Source organism: Sphingomonas sp. GW821-FHT10C01, assembly GCF_059415525.1.
Genome location: NZ_JBWKNK010000001.1, coordinates 1,918,757 through 1,933,860 on the forward strand (window position 1 = coordinate 1,918,757; position 15,104 = coordinate 1,933,860).

Sequence of the window (15,104 nt, forward strand, 5' to 3'; positions counted from 1 at the left end):
CTTTGCCGGTTCTGGTGACCACCGGCACGGCGCGCGGCGGGGCGGGGCGTATGGCAGGACGCACGCCGGGCGGCAAGGGTGGGAAACGGCAGGGGTGTCCGGCGCCGGTGGCAGCCCCGCCGCCGGCGCCGGGTTCGCGGTCAGCTACGACGAGCGCCCGCTTCACGGATGTCTTCGATCATCGAAATGGCGGCGTGCGTGACCACGTCCGAGATGGCCTGGCCCTTGCCGGGCGAAGCCTTGGACGGGCAGCCCGAAACCCCGGTTCCGGCGGTCAGCTGATGCATCGTGCGATGATGTGCCGCACGGCCCGCGTTGAGCAGATCCGCTGCAGCCCAGTGGAAGCCATGGACCGGCAACTGATCGACCGCCGTGTCGATCTCGACCAGTTCCGGCGCGATGATCTGCACCAATGAGGTCTCGAACTCGCAGGCATGGCCGACGCCGCCGAACTCGGTCTCCTGGATCTTCGCAAGCTCCTCGGCGGCGATCTTCCACCAGGTCAGCATGAACAGCTCGACCTCGGGGTGATCGTTGCCGAAGGATTCGAGTACGACCTGACCGATGGCGAGGTTGCCGCCATGGCTGTTGAAGATCACGATGTTGCGGAAACCATGTGCCGCGACCGCGCTCAGCAGATCGGTGATATAGGCGAGGAAGGTCTCGTGCCGCACGGTCAGCGTGCCCGCGAACATCATGTGATGCCGCGAACAGCAGACGGAAATCTGCGGCAGGATCAGCACCTTGTCGCCTAGCTCGGCGTCGATCCGGTCGGTGAAGTGGCGACCAATCAGCGCGTCGGTGACGAGCGGGAGGTGCGGGCCATGCTGCTCGATCGCGCCGATGTTGAGCACCACCGGGGTGTTGCGGTCGACCGCGTCCAGCTTGGGACTGGTGAGTTGTTCCCACTTCACGGCAGCGCCGCCCACATCTCGATTTCGACCTGGAATTCGTCGAGCAGCGCGCAGCCGATCGCGGTTCGCGCCGGGAAGGGCTGGGGCATCATCTCGCGATAGACGGTGTTGAACCGCGGCCAGTCGGCCAGGTCAGTCAGATAGACATTCACCTTGAACACGTTGGAGAAGTCCGCGCCCGCGGCGGCGAGCTGCTTGGCGCAATTCTCCAGCGTGACGCGCGCCTGTTCCTCGATCGTGTCGCCGATCACCTCGCCCGCCAGATTGAGCGGCGCCTGGCCGGAGATCAGGACAAGATCGGCGTCGCGGCTGATCTTGAGGACGGGGGAATAGGGGCCGGCGGTGACATGTTGTTCCGACGGGACCGGGATGATGCTGCTCATGCGTAAACCTCGTGACGGACGCCGTAGCGTTCCAATGCTGCTGCATCGAGCGAGACGCCCAGACCCGGCCCTTCGGGCACGAAAGCGTAAGGCGGCTCGAAGTGGAGTGGTGTTTCGAGCAGGTCATGCTCGCGGATCAATCGCCCGAAGATGTCGCTCGACCAGACGCAGCTCTTGGCCGCGATCGACTGGTGGAGATACATCGCCTCGAGGATGCCGAGATCGACCTCGGATCCGTGGAAGCAATAGAGGTTGGCGGCTTCTGCGATGGCGTTGAGCTGCGCGAACTTGGCAAGGCCGGCGTTGAAGTTGAAGCCGTCGGCCGCGCGCTGCTGGATCAGCGCGATGATGTCGTGAACGCGTTGGCCCTGATAGATATAGGGCAGGGCGATGTGCTGCGTGATCGGGATCGACGAGAAGCGGCATAGATCCGCATAGTCGGGGATCATCCATTTCGGGATCGGATCCTCGAGCAGCTGGACGTTGCCGACCTGCTCCAGGCCACGGATACGCAGCTTGGCCGACGCCATATTCTCCCAACGCTGATTGGGGTCGAACACCACCTTCATGCCCGGCGCGTGCGACGCGATCTGCTCACAGATGCCGACGACATCGTCCTCCAGATCGGCCTTCAGCTTGATGCCCTGATAGCCCTGCTCCTGATAGGCGCGGACCCAGGGACCGACCTCGTCGAGCGTGCGGTGGCTCGACCAGGCATGGCAGAGCACACGGTCGCGCACTGGTCCGCCGAGCAGGCGGTGTAGCGGAACGCCCAATGTCTTTGCCCAGCCGTCCCAGATCGCCAGTTCGAACCCGTCGAACTCGCGCACCAGCGGCAACGGCAGATCCTGCAGCGTCAGGTCCGCGATGTTGACGCCGAGCAAGCCCTGGCTGATCGCTTCGATCCGCGACCATTCGTGATCGCGATAGAATTCACCGAGCGCGACCACGCCGTTGGCCAGCGTCATCCGCACGACCAGCTTGGGCAGCGCATCGAACTGGACGCTCCACGCCGCCTTCCCCGCGACGGGCAGCATATGCAGTGGCTTGGCCAGCGTTTCGGAATTGATGATTCCCGGCTTGGCGGGAACGACCACCTCGTTGAACTCGAACTTGACGATGACCGGATCGTCGCCGGTGCCTGCACGCATCCCTTCACATCTCCCGAATGGCCGCGCGTATTGATCGTCGCGCGGGTTTTTGGTCACGCAAACAGCATAACCAATTTATACCAAGGTGCTAGCAAAATGCGGATTTCATGCTTAGAAAGCTGCGCAGAACGCCCGATCCGGTGTCGTTTCGTGCCCGATACCACGCGGTTTATGCACGAAAGGTATTAGATTGGATATGTTATGTATAGGGAGAGGTGAGTCATGGCGGCATGGTTTTGTGCGCGGAACATTCTTGCGGGGGCCGTCTCGGCGATCGCGCTGACCGCACCGGCATTTGCGCAACAGGCACTGCCGCTGCTGCCCGAGCCACTCGAAGTATCAACGACCGGCAAGGGCTTCAGCATCGCCGATGGCCTGGCGATCCATACGCCGTCGGGTGACGCCGGTGCCGAGAAGGCCGCGCTCTGGCTCAGGGAGGGGCTGGGGCTTCCGGCCAAGGCCAAGGCTGGCGCGCCGACCGTCCTGTTCGAGCGTGTCGCCGGTCTGCCGAAGGAAGGTTATCGCCTGACCAGTTCGCCGACCGGTGCGGTTATCAGCGCCAGCGACGATGCCGGCCTGTTCCATGGTGCCGTCACCTTGTGGCAGTTGGCGACGGCGCCTGGTGGCCAGGTTCCGGCGATCACGGTTTCGGACGCGCCGCGCTTCAAATGGCGCGGGTTCATGCTCGACAGCGCGCGCCACTTCCAGTCGCCCGAATTCGTCAAGAAGCTGATCGACGCGATGGCGGCGCACAAGCTCAACACACTGCACTGGCATCTGGTTGACGATCAGGGCTGGCGGATCGAGATCGACAAATATCCCAAGCTGACCGAGGTCGGCGCCTGGCGCATTCCGGCGAGCGCGCCCGGCGCCCCGGCTCTGCCGCGTACCGGTGGCTTCTACACCAAGGCGCAGATCCGCGACATCGTCGCCTATGCTGCAGCACGCAACATCACCGTGGTGCCGGAAATCGAGATGCCCGGCCATGTGCTGTCGGTGATCCGCGCCTATCCCGAGCTTGGCAATAGCGGCCGGGTGCCCGACGGGATCCACTCGGATTGGGGTGTCTATACGTGGCTGTTCAATATCGAGGAGCCGACCTTCACCTTCCTCGATGACATCTTCGCCGAAGTGACCGAGCTGTTCCCGTCCGCCTATATCCATGTCGGCGGGGACGAAGTCGTGGCGACCGAGTGGGAACGCGCCCCGGCGGTGCAGAAGCGGATGCGCGAGTTGGGTCTGGCTGACGCGCATGCGGTGCAATCCTGGTTCATGAAGCGGGTCGAGAAACTGCTCACCGCGCGTGGTCGCAAACTGATCGGCTGGGACGAGATTATCGATGGCGGCCTTGCACCCAATGCGACGGTGATGTCGTGGCGCGGGATCAAGGGCGCTGTCCTCGCGGCGCAGGCCGGGCACGACACCGTCCTCGCGCCGTCGCCCGATCTCTATTTCGATCATGTCCAGGGTAGCACTGCCGCGGAAGGGCCGGGACGCGGCAAGCCCAACACGCTGGAGGATATTTACAAATTCGATCCGCTACCCCCGTCGCTGACCGCCGATCAGCAGCGGCACATCCTTGGCATCCAGTCGACCATGTTCAGCGAGCATATCCGCGGCGACGAGCGCGCGGCGTACATGATCTTCCCGCGGCTGTCGGCGCTGGCCGAGGTTGCCTGGCTGGGCAAGGGGCGCGATTTCGAGGGGTTCGTCGACCGGCTGATCCCGCAGATCGATCGCGTCAAGGCGATGGGGCTGAAGCCCGCGGAGAGCGCGTTCATTCCCTCCGCCCGCGTCCGCTCGGTCGCCGCGAAGAGCGCGACGGTCGAGCTGGCGACGCAGGTCAAGTCGGAGATCCGCTACACGACCGACGGCAGTGCGCCGGATGCGAAGTCGCGCCTCTATGCCGGTCCGGTCGAGGTGGCGTTCCCCACCCGGTTGCGCGCGGTTGCGTTCCGTGGCGGCAAGCAATTGCCCGGTGCGGTGGACAGACGCTATGATCGCGCCGCCGTGCTGCGCCGCGACGACCGCGAACTCAAGGCATGCAGCGCCTCGCACTCGCTCGCGCTGATCGATGACGCGCCCGCCGAGGGGCCGCGCGCCGACTTCCTCGTCAACATTCTCGAGCCGTGCTGGACCTATGAAGCCGCCCCGATGGATGCGGTGACGGCGGTCGAGGTCGAGGTCGGGCAGGTGCCCTACAACTTCCAGCTCAACAACGGCCGGCCCATCGCGCCGCGCGGCAAGCCCGAGACGCCGGCGGGCGAGTTCGAGATTCGGGCGGGGTGCAAAGGTGAGCGGATCGGCTGGGTCTCACTCGCACGGGCGACGAGCCCGGCGCTCACTCGCTTGACGGTGTCAGTGGCGCCGCAAAAGGGTGCGCAGGACCTGTGCATGACCTTCACCGGCAACGGCAACAACCCGCTCTGGACGATCAAGTCGGTCCAGCTGCGCGAGAAGGCCGCGCGATGAGCCGGGAGGTCTTCCTCGTTCTGCTCGGCCTCGCGTCGGTCGGGGGGCTGATCTTCCTGATCGCGCGGTTGAAGCTCAATCCGTTCATCGCATTGCTGGTCACCTCGCTGGCATTGGGCGCTGCGGCGGGACTGCCGCTCGACAAACTGCTGGTCATTTACGAGGCTGGCGTCGGCAACGCGCTCGGCCACATCGCGCTCGTCGTCGGCCTTGGCACGATGATGGGCAAGCTGATGGCGGAGTCGGGCGGCGCCGAACGCATCGCCCAGACAATGATCGGCTGGTTCGGCCCGTCGCGCGTGCACTGGGCGATGATGGCCGCGGCGTTCCTCGTCGGTCTGCCGGTGTTCTTTGAGGTCGGCTTCGTGCTGCTCATGCCGATCGTGTTTACGGTGGCGATGCGGACAGGTACGTCGATCCTGAAAGTCGGCATCCCGATGGTCGCGGGGCTTTCGGTGGTCCACGGCCTCATCCCGCCGCATCCTGCGGCGCTGCTCGCGGTCGGCGCGTACAAGGCAGACATCGGCCTCACCGTGCTCTATGCGCTGATTGTCGGTATCCCGACGGCGGCGCTTGCCGGACCGGTCTTCGCCACGCTGATTGACCGCTATGTCAAGGTCGAGGGTGTGAACCCGATGGCGGAGGCGCTGACCGAACGGAAGATGGACGACACGCGCGAATTGCCGGGGTTCGGAATTACGGTCGCGACGATCCTGTTGCCGGTCGCGTTGATGTTGGTGGGAAGCTGGGCGGACTTGTTCGCGGCAAAGGGGACTCTCGTCAACGACGCGATCCGCTTCTCCGGACACCCGGTTACCGCCTTGCTGGCGGGGCTTTTGCTGAGCTTCTTCACCTTCGGCAGCGCGCGGGGGTTCAACCGTGAGAAGATCGGTCGCTTCCTCGAGGACTGTCTGGCGCCGACCGCGCTGATCACGCTGATCGTCGGCGCGGGCGCGGGCTTCGGCAAGATCCTGATGGAGGCGGGGATCTCGACCTCGGTGGTCGGGATGGCCCAGTCGGTGGAGGTGCCGCTGCTGGTGCTCGCCTGGCTGGTCGCGGCGATGATGCGCATCGCGACCGGATCGGCGACGGTGGCGATGGCGACCGCGGCTGGAATTGTCGCGCCGGTCGCTGCCGGGAGTGGGGTTTCGCCGGAACTGCTGGTGCTGGCGACGGGGGCGGGATCGCTGATCCTGTCGCACGTCAATGACGGCGGCTTCTGGCTGGTGAAGACCTATTTCAACCTGACCCTGTCGCAGACCTTCAAGACCTGGACGGTGTGCGAGACATTGATCTCGATCGTCGCGCTGTTGCTGACGCTGGCACTGAGTGCGGTGCTGTGATGCGCGCGGGTCTGGTGCTGGCGGGAACGCTCCTGCTAGCGGGCTGTGTAGCCACGAATCGCTCCGCGCATGGTGACTATCTGGCGCGCGATTATGTCGTGGACGGCGTGTTCACCTCGGGGATCGAGGGACCCGCAAGCGGTCCCGACGGGGCGCTCTATGTCGTCAATTTCGCGCGCGAGGGCACGATCGGCCGGGTGGTCGCGGGGCGCAACGGTCTCGGTTTGGCTCGACTGTTCGCCACTCTGCCGACCGGGAGCATAGGCAACGGTATTCGCTTCACCGCCGACGGTCGGATGCTGGTCGCCGACTATAAGGGGCATCGTATTCTCGCGGTGAGCAAAGTGGGGGGCGTGTCGGTTCACGCCGATCTGCCAGGCGCCCATCAGCCCAACGACATTGCGCTCGCGCCCGACGGGACGATCTATGCGAGCGATCCCGATTGGAAGAATGGCGGCGGGCGAATCTGGCGAATCGACCGGCAGGGCAATGCGCGGATCCTGGAAGACGGAATGGGTACGGCCAACGGGATCGAGGTCAGCCCAGACGGCCGTCGCCTCTATGTAGGCGAAAGCGTGCAGCGCCGCATCTGGGTCTATGACATCGACGCGAATGGCGCGCTCTCGGGCAAGCGCCTCTTCGCAAGTTTCCCCGAGCACGGCCTTGACGGGATGCGCTGTGATCGCGACGGGAATCTGCACGTCACCCGTCATGGTGGCGGGATCGTGGCGATCCTGACTCCCGATGGCTCGCTTCGGCGAGAGGTGCGCCTGAAAGGCCGCTTGCCGAGCAATATCGCATTCGGCGGAAAGGATGGCCGAACCGTCTTTGTCACGCTGCAGGATCGCGGCGCGATCGAGGCGTTTCGAAGCGAGGTTCCGGGCCGGGAATATTGAGCCCAGCGAACCCGTAACGGTTCGGCGCTGACCGCAATCGGAAGAGCGTTTTTCTGGTACCATACAAGTTGACTATTGGTCTCATAAATGTATTGAATTGGGTTCTGACCGTGCGCGTATGTTGTGCGGCAGTGCGGCGACATGGGTCTGCCGCGGAACAGGGAGAGGGAAATGTCCAGTCATAAGGTTGGTGCGCGGACGGTGTTGCTTGCGGCGGTATCAGCCGCAGCGCTCTGCGTCCCCGGCATCGCGCAGGCGCAGCAGGCTGCCGCCGCGGATGCGGCTGCAGGCGCAGCGGTCGGTCAGGAAGAAGAGATTCTTGTCACCGGTATCCGTGCGTCGCAGGCGCGCGCGATCGACGTGAAGCGTGAAGCGGACAGCGTCGTCGACGCGATCAGCGCTGAAGATATCGGCAAGCTGCCTGACCGCACCATCTCCGATTCGCTTCAGCGCATTCCTGGCATTCAGATCCGCCGTGACGCGGGTGAGGGTGGCCAGATCAACATCCGCGGCCTTCCGCAGGTCACCACTCTCCTCAACGGCGAAGAATTCCTTGGCGCCAACTCGGTCACGACCGTCCAGCCGAACTTCACCGACATTCCGTCGCAGTTGTTCGCTGGCGCGACCGTCTACAAGTCGCCGACCGCTTCGCTGCAGCAGGCCGGTCTTTCGGGCACCGTCGATCTGCTGACGCGCCGTCCGTTTAGCCTGCCTACCGGATGGACCGTGTCGGCTGCTGCTGAAGCGCAATATGGTGACAAGACGAAGAAGTGGAATCCGGCGTTCAACGGCCTGATCTCCTACAATTCGGGTCGCTTCGGCCTTCTCCTCTCGGCCGCCTACAGCAAGGTCGATCTGTCCAACAGCTATCGCGGTATCCAGAGCTATGGCGTGGGTCTCAGCGAAGAAGGTCTGAGCGCTGACCAGCAGGCGGAAGTGCCGCAGAATCAGGGCGACTTTGCCATCGGCAATGGCGGCGTCAGCCGCGGTACGCCGGTGCGGAATGCGGCGGGCACCATCATCGGTTTCGACGTAAACGGAGATGGCGACGCGAATGACGCGTTCATCACCGCCCAGTCGCATACGGTCTGGAACCGCATCACTTCGCGTGAACGTATCGGTGGCAACCTGTCGCTTCAGTTCGAAATCAGCGATTCGCTGAAGCTGACGGCGGACGCGTTCTACACCAAGCAGACCCAGTATGACCGCGCTGCGGGCTTCCAGTTCCAGAACGTGAACTGGATGTCGTCGCCCTATAAGCCGACTAAGTCGCGCAACACGGGTGCCAAGAGCGCTGCGATCGGCGGGCGTGTGTATGATATCCACACCGTCCAGACCTACGAATACGACATGCCGAACTTCGACAGCTATGCGGAAACCTTCCGCATCAAGTCGGAATCGCAGAACTACAACCTGCAGCTCGATTATGATAATGGCGAGAACCTGACGGCGACGATCCGCGGAACCTATGGCAAGGCCAGCCGCGATCTCGACCAGAGCTACCTGCAGCTCAACATGACCGACGGCTTCCAGTGGGCCTATTCGGGCGTCGGATATTATCCGGCAAGCATGGGCGGCAATCGCGCCTTCAATCCGGGCGGCTATCGCGTCTACAGCCAGAAGGCGACGGTCGACTATTCGAGCGGGGCACTGGGCTTCGTCTTCCCGACGAACTTCGTGAACCAGACCAAGGACCTGAGCCGCTACGCGCTGAAGACGATCTCGTCGGAAGGCAATGACAGCCGCGAAGGCGATATCTGGACGCTCCGTGGCGACCTCAAATGGAAGTCGGATGGCGGCCTCGAGATCAGCGCTGGTGGCCGCTACAGCGAGCGTTCGGTCGAGCAGTTCGTGTTCGATCGTGTCTCGCCTTACTATGCCGGCAACAAGGACAATCCGGGGAATCCGGCAGCCGGCTGTTTGGTCAAGTGGAAGGCGTTCGACGTCAACCTGAACAACGCGAACTGCGGTGTCCGTAACGCGGCTGGTGACGCCTACACTGCGGGCTTCCCGCGTCCGGGTACCGACGCGATCTTTGGTGGCCAGGTGAAGCAGTACTCGCCGCCCGCAGCAGGCGTTCCGGCGATCTGGGTTCTCGACCCGCGAGCCATGGACGATGCCGAGGCGTTCCAGAACAAGTTCTACCCGGGCAACAAGAACATCGTGAACCCGGCGGACTCGTTCGCCATGAACCTGCGCCAGATTTCCGGTTATGCGCAGGTCAGCGGTGAGGGTGAGTTTGCTGGATTGCCGTTCCGCGCCAATGCGGGTCTCCGCGTGATCAACACCAAGTTCAACGTGCGTCAGAACATCGTCGGTGTGCCGCAGCCTTATGGTGTGGGTGGCGTCGATGCGGGCGATCTCACCGTCAAGCGCGAGTTCACCGACTACCTGCCGGCCTTGAACATCACGTTCGAGCTGAGCGAGAAGCTGAAGTTCCGTGCGGCCTACTCGAAGTCGATGACTCTGCTCGACTTCATCCAGTGGGGTGGCGGTCTGAACGTCGGCTACGCGATCGATACCTCGGTCAACCCGCCGATCTTCCGTGCCCAGTCGGCACAGCAGCGCGGCAACCCGAACCTGGATCCGTGGCGGTCGAGCAATTTCGAGGCCAGCCTTGAGCTCTACACCGGTCGTTCCAGCATGCTGGCGATTGGCGCATTCTACCTCAAGGTGGATAAGTTCATCGTCGCCTCGACCATCCTGCGCAGCGATATCCCGGACAATGACGGCGTCGTCCGCAACACGGCGCTGCCGGTCAACACGATTGTCCAGGGTGCCGGTGGTACGCTCAAGGGGATCGAAGTCTCGGCGCGTCAGTCTCTGACCGATTACGGGGTCAATGGGTTCCTGGGTGGCTTCGGTATCGACGCCAACTATACCCTGTCGCTCAGCGACGCGGGTGCCTTGGATCTGGCTGGCAACAAGCAGCCGTTCCAGGACAACTCGAAGCATCAGGCAAACCTTGCGCTGTGGTATGAATCCGGTCCGTTCTCGGCCCGTATCGCCTACAACTATCGCTCGAAGCGTCTGAACAGCCAGAACTGGAGTGGTATTCGCGGGCTGTCGGTTTACCAGCGCGCGACCAACTATTTCGACGCGTCGGTGTCGTATGACGTGACCGACAACTTCACGCTCTATGGGCAGGCGTCCAACCTGACCGGCGAGAAAGAGCGCTACTACCTGACCTGGGAAGACCAGATCGGTTGGGACAACATCTATGAGCGTCGCTTCGTCGCGGGTGTCCGCGCCAAGTTCTGATCGCTTGAACTGACTCCTCACTGCCCGCCGATCGCAGCGCGTTCGGCGGGCGTTTTTTGTTGGGGTGAGGTAGAAAATAGAAACGAGGGGAGAATGTGGTGATGGAGCAGTCGGTGGATCAGGGGCGGGCGATCCGCAGTATCGCGATCGTCGGTGGTGGAACGGCCGGATGGATGGCCGCCAGCTATCTTGCCCGCATGCTGGGCCACGCCAATCTCGACATCACCCTGATCGACAGTTCAGAGATTGGAACCGTCGGCGTCGGTGAAGCGACGGTTCCGGCGATCCGCGACTTTCTGGCGACGGTCGGACTCACCGATGCCCAGGTACTTGAATCGACCGAGGGAACGATCAAGCTCGGCATCCATTTCGCGGACTGGGCCGAGCCGGGGCATCGCTTCTATCACCCGTTCGGCCTCTACGGCATGTCGGCCCGTGGCGTGCCGTTCCATCAATATTGGCTGAAGTTGCGCGCGGCAGGCCATAACCTGTCGTTGGCGGATTATTGCCTGTGCACTCAGCTCTCGGAGCAGGGCAAGTTCCTGGCCCCTCCCGAACAACCGGGCAGCGACCTCGGCGTCTTTGACTTCGCGCTGCATTTCGATGCGTCGAAGTTCGCTGCTGTGCTCCGCGACCTCTCACTGTCGCTGGGTGTCACCCATATCGACAGCCGGATCGAGGGCGTCGAGCAGGTGCCGGACACGGGCCAGGTGCGCGCGGTGCGGCTTGCCGATGGCCGCAGCGTGGCTGCTGATCTGTGGATCGACTGTTCGGGCTTTCGCGGCCTGCTGATCGGTGAGGCGCTAGGGGTGCCGTATATCGACTGGCGCAACTGGCTGCCTTGCGATCGCGCGATCGCCTTGGGGTGCGAGCCGGTCAACGCGTACCGCCCCGTGACGACATCGACCGCCCGTCAGGCGGGGTGGCAATGGCATATCCCGCTGCAGAACCGGATCGGCAACGGCTATGTCTATTGTTCAGACTATATCAGCGATGATGAAGCCGAGGCGGTATTGCGGGCCAATATCGAAGGACCCGTGATGGGAGAGGCGCGCCGTATCCGCTTCACCCCGGGGCATCGCGAAAGCTTTTGGCGGGGCAATGTGGTCGCGATCGGGCTGGCCGGCGGATTTCTGGAGCCGCTCGAATCGACCAGCATCACGCTGATTCAGTCGGGCCTTGAACGGCTTGTCCGGCTATTCCCGGACCGCGATTTCGATCCGGCGCTATCGGCGGTATTCGACCGTCAGTCGCGGCTTGAGTTCGAGCGTATCCGCGACTTTCTGCTGCTCCATTATTGCCTGAACCGCCGTGAGGGTGAGCCGATGTGGGACCGGATGCGGTCGATGGAATTGCCTGAGGAACTGCAGCTCAAGATCGACGCCTGGCGCGCCCAGGGCGAATTGGTACGGTACGAGTGGGAGAGCTTCCAGGATCCGAGCTGGCTCAGCATGTATGCCGGGTTCGACCTGCTTCCGCGTCGCTATAGTGTGCGTGCCGATCAGTTCGATACCGCCGAGTTACGCGCGACGTTCGACAGGATGCGCGCGGCGGTGAACGACACGGTTCGGCTTGGCGTGCCGAGCCGGGATTTCGCGTCGCAGCTGCGGCCGCGATAGGCCTGGCTGCTCATTCATTTGAGAGACGCTGCGGGCGGGCCACATGGCCCGCTTCGCTTCCCAGGCGCGTGAAAACGCTGGTGACCCCTACGAGAATCGAACTCGTGTTTTCGCCGTGAGAGGGCGACGTCCTGACCGCTAGACGAAGGGGCCGTATAAGCGGGAAGCGGCGCATTACAGGGGGCTGAAGGGAGCGTCAAGCACTCTAGTCGCGCTTCGCGATTCAGGTGTCACAATGCTGGAAATGTGCGGCGTTCGCGCCTATCTGGCGGGCGATGGCGCGTTCGACACGTTCGATGGATTGGGGCTTCCCCCGCTGGCGGCCCTACGGGTCCGAACGCGAGGCCGTGCGCGTGCGCCTGTGCGACCGGGAAGGGTGCAAGGAACCCGGCGATCGCCCGGCGCCCAAATCGCCCAACAGCCCTGAGCGCTGGTATTTCTGCGAGACCCATGCCGCCGAGTACAACCGCAACTGGAACTATTTCGAGGGTCTGACCGCCGAGGAAGCGGCCAAACGTGAGGCCGATGAGCGTCGTACCGCCGACGGTTTCACCGCGAGCCGTCACAATGCCTGGGCAGGACCCGGCGACGGCAGCCGGTCGCGTGATGAGATGCGCGCGCTGGACGTACTCGAGCTCGATCCGGACGCCGATTTCGAAGGCGTGCGCGGAGCATGGCGCCGGCTGGCGAAGGAAAACCATCCCGATATCCGCCCGAACGATGCCGAGGCTGCAAAGCGCTTCCAAGCCATCCAGACGGCGTATGAGGTGTTGCGGGCCGCCGAAGAGCGCCGCCAATGGCGGCCTGATTGAAGACGCATATCCGCTCGAACTGGTCGAACGCGGTTCTGGTCTGCGCCAAATGCTCGAAGAAGCTCGATGGCGGTTTCGGCCCCAAGGGCAAACAGCCGTTGGGCAAGGCGCTCCGCAAGCATTTGGGCCTGAAGAAAGGGCGCAAGGCCGAAGCCGGTGTGATCGACGTCAAATGCCTGGGCGTCTGTCCGCGCGGGGCGGTAACGATGGTCAATGGCAGCGCCAGCCGCGAATGGCTGATCGTGCCTGAGGGCGCGGACCTCGACGATGTTGCCCGCGCCGCGGGCCTCTATCCCTAGACGTAGCGCTCGGCGGTCGCGCGGATCAGCGCGATCATGTTGGGAATCCCCTGGGTCCGGTTCGAGCTGAGCTGATTGCGCAGGTCGAACGGCGCCAGCGCTTCCTCGATATTCGTCGCCAGGATGCCCGCTGGGGCGCGGTCCTGTACCGCGAGCAGCACCAGCGCGATGATTCCCTTGGTGATCGCGGCGTTGCTGTCAGCCAGGAAGTGGAGCGCGCCATCGTCGCGGACCGTCGGATAAACCCACACCGCCGCCGAGCAGCCGCGCACCAGCGTCGCATCGGTCTTGAGCGCGTCGGGCATCGGCTCGAGCGCCCGACCAAGGTCGATCAGCAGGCGATAGCGATCGTCGGCATCGAGAAACTCATATTCGTCGCGGATATCGTCAAGGTTCGACATGGCCGCGCCTATAGCGGGGTTGCGTCGCTGTGCCAGCCCGGCATTGTGGACGCCGACACGTACAGGAGAGTGGCATGGCAACAGCGCGGCGGCGATTGGGAGTGACGGCATGGGCGCTTCTGCTCGCATTGCCCGGAACGGCCATCGCGAAAACCCCGACAGTTGCGCCCGCAGCGGTCACCAGCACCACCGACATCGTCTATGCGACCCATGCGACCGGTCCGGTGCATCTCGATCTGCATCGTCCGGCCGGGAAGGGGCGGGCGCCGGTGCTGGTCTTCCTGCATGGCGGCGGCTGGGCACGCGGTGAACGGCCGAAGAGCTGGACCGGATTCAAGCGCTTCGTCGAGGCGGGCTACGCGGTGGTCAGCGTGCAATATCGGCTTTCGGGCACCGCGAAGGCGCCCGCCGCGGTGCAGGACGCGCGCTGCGCCATGGCCTGGGTTGCGCGTGAGGCGGACCGATACCGGCTGGATCCGCGTCGGGTCGTGGTGATGGGCAGCAGCGCGGGCGCGCATCTGGCGCTGCTGGCCGGGATGATGGGGACGAAGTCGGATATCGACCTGCCCGCTTGCGGGGCGGTGCCGCGCGCGTCTGCGATCATCGATTTCTATGGGCCGAGCGATCTGCGTCCAGAATCGGTTGGCGCGTGGCACAGTCCGTCGATCACCAAATGGATCGGAGAGGGGGCGGATGCCGCTACGCTGGCGGCACGGATGTCGCCGCTGACACTGGTACACAAGGGGCAGCCGCCGGTGTTCATCGTACATGGTGACGCCGACGATGTCGTGCCAATCCAGTCGTCGACGCTGTTGAAGGAAGCGCTGGACCGTGCGGCGGTGCCGTCCGAATTCCACATCGTGCCCGGCGGCGGTCATGGCCAGTTCGAAGATGATGTCCAGGCCCGCCTTTACGCGGATGCCGTGCGCTTCCTCGGGAAGCACCACGTCGGACACTGACTCGGTGCTGTCCGGGAGCGCCGCAAGGGCGCTCCCGATTACGCATTACAGATCGACGCCGGCGGCGATCGCCTCGAGCTTGCGGATACGCTCCTTGAGATCTGCGATCTCGATCCGCGCCCCGGCGTTGCTCGGCGCCGGCTGGTGGACGTCGCCGGTATGAGCCAGGCTCAGCTCTTGCCGCTTCAGTGACAGCCAGCCGCGCCATCCGGCAAGGCTCGCCGCGGTGATCATGCCCAGGCCGGCAAGGCCTGCGGTCGCCATGACAAGGTAGAAATTAGGATCACTCATCACGCCCTCCATAAGACGCGTTGGGTTCAGTTTCGGCCGTCGCGCAGCTTCTCGATCTCGCGGTCGAGGTTAGTTGCGCTGTGATTGTCGGTGATCACGCGTTCCAGAACGGAAATCCGGTCCTTCAGCGTACGCACCTCTTCCTGCAGGCGGCGGGCTTCGGCGGCACTCGCGCCGTCATTGACGTGGCGCTCATTGCCCCATTTGTCCTTCCGCACGCCCATCTTGGCCCGGATGACGCTGCCGATCGTCACGATCAGCACGATCCCGATCACCATCTCAAACGGATTCATTCAAAGCCTC

The 15,104-nt window shown here is 63.8% G+C and carries 14 protein-coding genes and 1 tRNA gene; 8 read left to right on the forward strand and 7 right to left on the reverse strand.

From position 1 onward, the window contains the following. Nucleotides 1-140: 140 nt before the first annotated feature. The 3 genes from AC07M1_RS09255 to AC07M1_RS09265 are packed head-to-tail and all read right to left on the reverse strand — an operon-like array spanning nt 141 to nt 2,448. On the reverse strand, nt 141-914 hold the full coding sequence (locus tag AC07M1_RS09255) for a creatininase family protein (RefSeq protein WP_495162253.1): 774 nt from the start codon (nt 912-914) through the stop codon (nt 141-143). Next, nucleotides 911-1,297, reverse strand: coding sequence for a RidA family protein (locus AC07M1_RS09260; RefSeq protein WP_495162254.1), 387 nt, complete (start codon nt 1,295-1,297; stop codon nt 911-913). Before AC07M1_RS09260 ends, AC07M1_RS09255 begins: the two co-directional genes overlap by 4 nt. Continuing rightward, complete coding sequence (locus tag AC07M1_RS09265) at nt 1,294-2,448, reverse strand: mandelate racemase/muconate lactonizing enzyme family protein (protein WP_495162255.1); 1,155 nt, start codon at nt 2,446-2,448, stop codon at nt 1,294-1,296. Before AC07M1_RS09265 ends, AC07M1_RS09260 begins: the two co-directional genes overlap by 4 nt. 222 nt (nt 2,449-2,670) lie before the next feature. Between AC07M1_RS09265 and AC07M1_RS09270 the strand changes: the two genes are divergently transcribed. The 5 genes from AC07M1_RS09270 to AC07M1_RS09290 all read left to right on the forward strand — a co-directional run bounded on the left by AC07M1_RS09270 (nt 2,671) and on the right by AC07M1_RS09290 (nt 12,039). Then, the gene (locus AC07M1_RS09270) at nt 2,671-4,920 is read left to right on the forward strand and encodes a beta-N-acetylhexosaminidase (protein WP_495162256.1); all 2,250 of its coding nucleotides are present in this window, start codon (nt 2,671-2,673) and stop codon (nt 4,918-4,920) included. After that, on the forward strand, nt 4,917-6,263 hold the full coding sequence (locus AC07M1_RS09275) for a GntT/GntP/DsdX family permease (RefSeq protein WP_495162257.1): 1,347 nt from the start codon (nt 4,917-4,919) through the stop codon (nt 6,261-6,263). Before AC07M1_RS09270 ends, AC07M1_RS09275 begins: the two co-directional genes overlap by 4 nt. Then, nucleotides 6,263-7,159 (forward strand): SMP-30/gluconolactonase/LRE family protein, encoded by an 897-nt coding sequence (locus tag AC07M1_RS09280; protein WP_495162258.1) that lies wholly within the window; start codon nt 6,263-6,265, stop codon nt 7,157-7,159. The genes AC07M1_RS09275 and AC07M1_RS09280 overlap by 1 nt, the downstream gene beginning before the upstream one ends. Nucleotides 7,160-7,330: 171 nt before the next feature. Next, nucleotides 7,331-10,420, forward strand: coding sequence for a TonB-dependent receptor (locus AC07M1_RS09285; protein ID WP_495162259.1), 3,090 nt, complete (start codon nt 7,331-7,333; stop codon nt 10,418-10,420). Between the two features lie 101 nt (nt 10,421-10,521). Then, nucleotides 10,522-12,039 carry a tryptophan halogenase family protein gene (locus AC07M1_RS09290; RefSeq protein ID WP_495162260.1) on the forward strand — a complete coding sequence of 506 codons (1,518 nt, stop codon included), beginning with the start codon at nt 10,522-10,524 and terminating at the stop codon, nt 12,037-12,039. A 78-nt stretch (nt 12,040-12,117) separates the two neighbouring features. Here AC07M1_RS09290 and AC07M1_RS09295 read toward each other — a convergent pair. Continuing rightward, a tRNA-Glu gene (locus AC07M1_RS09295) sits at nt 12,118-12,192 on the reverse strand. A 122-nt stretch (nt 12,193-12,314) separates the two neighbouring features. Here AC07M1_RS09295 and AC07M1_RS09300 point away from each other — a divergent pair. Continuing rightward, entirely contained in the window at nt 12,315-12,851 is a 537-nt protein-coding gene (locus AC07M1_RS09300; RefSeq protein ID WP_495162261.1) for a J domain-containing protein, read from the forward strand. Further along, entirely contained in the window at nt 12,848-13,150 is a 303-nt protein-coding gene (locus tag AC07M1_RS09305; RefSeq protein WP_495162262.1) for a (2Fe-2S) ferredoxin domain-containing protein, read from the forward strand. Before AC07M1_RS09300 ends, AC07M1_RS09305 begins: the two co-directional genes overlap by 4 nt. Here the strand turns inward: AC07M1_RS09305 and AC07M1_RS09310 are convergent. Beyond that, on the reverse strand, nt 13,147-13,551 hold the full coding sequence (locus AC07M1_RS09310) for a SufE family protein (protein WP_495162263.1): 405 nt from the start codon (nt 13,549-13,551) through the stop codon (nt 13,147-13,149). The two genes, AC07M1_RS09305 and AC07M1_RS09310, sit on opposite strands and share 4 nt — an antisense overlap. A 74-nt stretch (nt 13,552-13,625) precedes the next feature. On the opposite strand from AC07M1_RS09310, the gene AC07M1_RS09315 reads away from it, so the two are divergent. Then, nucleotides 13,626-14,510, forward strand: coding sequence for an alpha/beta fold hydrolase (locus tag AC07M1_RS09315; protein WP_495162264.1), 885 nt, complete (start codon nt 13,626-13,628; stop codon nt 14,508-14,510). A gap of 45 nt (nt 14,511-14,555) precedes the next feature. Here AC07M1_RS09315 and AC07M1_RS09320 read toward each other — a convergent pair whose 3' ends face one another. Both AC07M1_RS09320 and AC07M1_RS09325 read right to left on the reverse strand, forming a co-directional pair. Next, a complete protein-coding gene (locus tag AC07M1_RS09320) occupies nt 14,556-14,801 on the reverse strand; it encodes a hypothetical protein (RefSeq protein WP_495162265.1) in 246 nt (81 codons plus the stop codon). A gap of 26 nt (nt 14,802-14,827) precedes the next feature. Further along, entirely contained in the window at nt 14,828-15,094 is a 267-nt protein-coding gene (locus tag AC07M1_RS09325; RefSeq protein WP_495162266.1) for a hypothetical protein, read from the reverse strand. Nucleotides 15,095-15,104: the final 10 nt, after the last annotated feature.

Coding starts and splice junctions, on each gene's coding strand:
- AC07M1_RS09270 (WP_495162256.1), top strand. CDS start 2,671: ATGGCGGCATGGTTTTGTGCGCGGAACATTCTTGCGGGGGCCGTCTCG.
- AC07M1_RS09280 (WP_495162258.1), top strand. CDS start 6,263: ATGCGCGCGGGTCTGGTGCTGGCGGGAACGCTCCTGCTAGCGGGCTGT.
- AC07M1_RS09315 (WP_495162264.1), top strand. CDS start 13,626: ATGGCAACAGCGCGGCGGCGATTGGGAGTGACGGCATGGGCGCTTCTG.
- AC07M1_RS09265 (WP_495162255.1), bottom strand. CDS start 2,448: ATGCGTGCAGGCACCGGCGACGATCCGGTCATCGTCAAGTTCGAGTTC.
- AC07M1_RS09285 (WP_495162259.1), top strand. CDS start 7,331: ATGTCCAGTCATAAGGTTGGTGCGCGGACGGTGTTGCTTGCGGCGGTA.
- AC07M1_RS09275 (WP_495162257.1), top strand. CDS start 4,917: ATGAGCCGGGAGGTCTTCCTCGTTCTGCTCGGCCTCGCGTCGGTCGGG.
- AC07M1_RS09290 (WP_495162260.1), top strand. CDS start 10,522: ATGGAGCAGTCGGTGGATCAGGGGCGGGCGATCCGCAGTATCGCGATC.
- AC07M1_RS09320 (WP_495162265.1), bottom strand. CDS start 14,801: ATGAGTGATCCTAATTTCTACCTTGTCATGGCGACCGCAGGCCTTGCC.
- AC07M1_RS09310 (WP_495162263.1), bottom strand. CDS start 13,551: ATGTCGAACCTTGACGATATCCGCGACGAATATGAGTTTCTCGATGCC.
- AC07M1_RS09325 (WP_495162266.1), bottom strand. CDS start 15,094: ATGAATCCGTTTGAGATGGTGATCGGGATCGTGCTGATCGTGACGATC.
- AC07M1_RS09300 (WP_495162261.1), top strand. CDS start 12,315: ATGGCGCGTTCGACACGTTCGATGGATTGGGGCTTCCCCCGCTGGCGG.
- AC07M1_RS09260 (WP_495162254.1), bottom strand. CDS start 1,297: ATGAGCAGCATCATCCCGGTCCCGTCGGAACAACATGTCACCGCCGGC.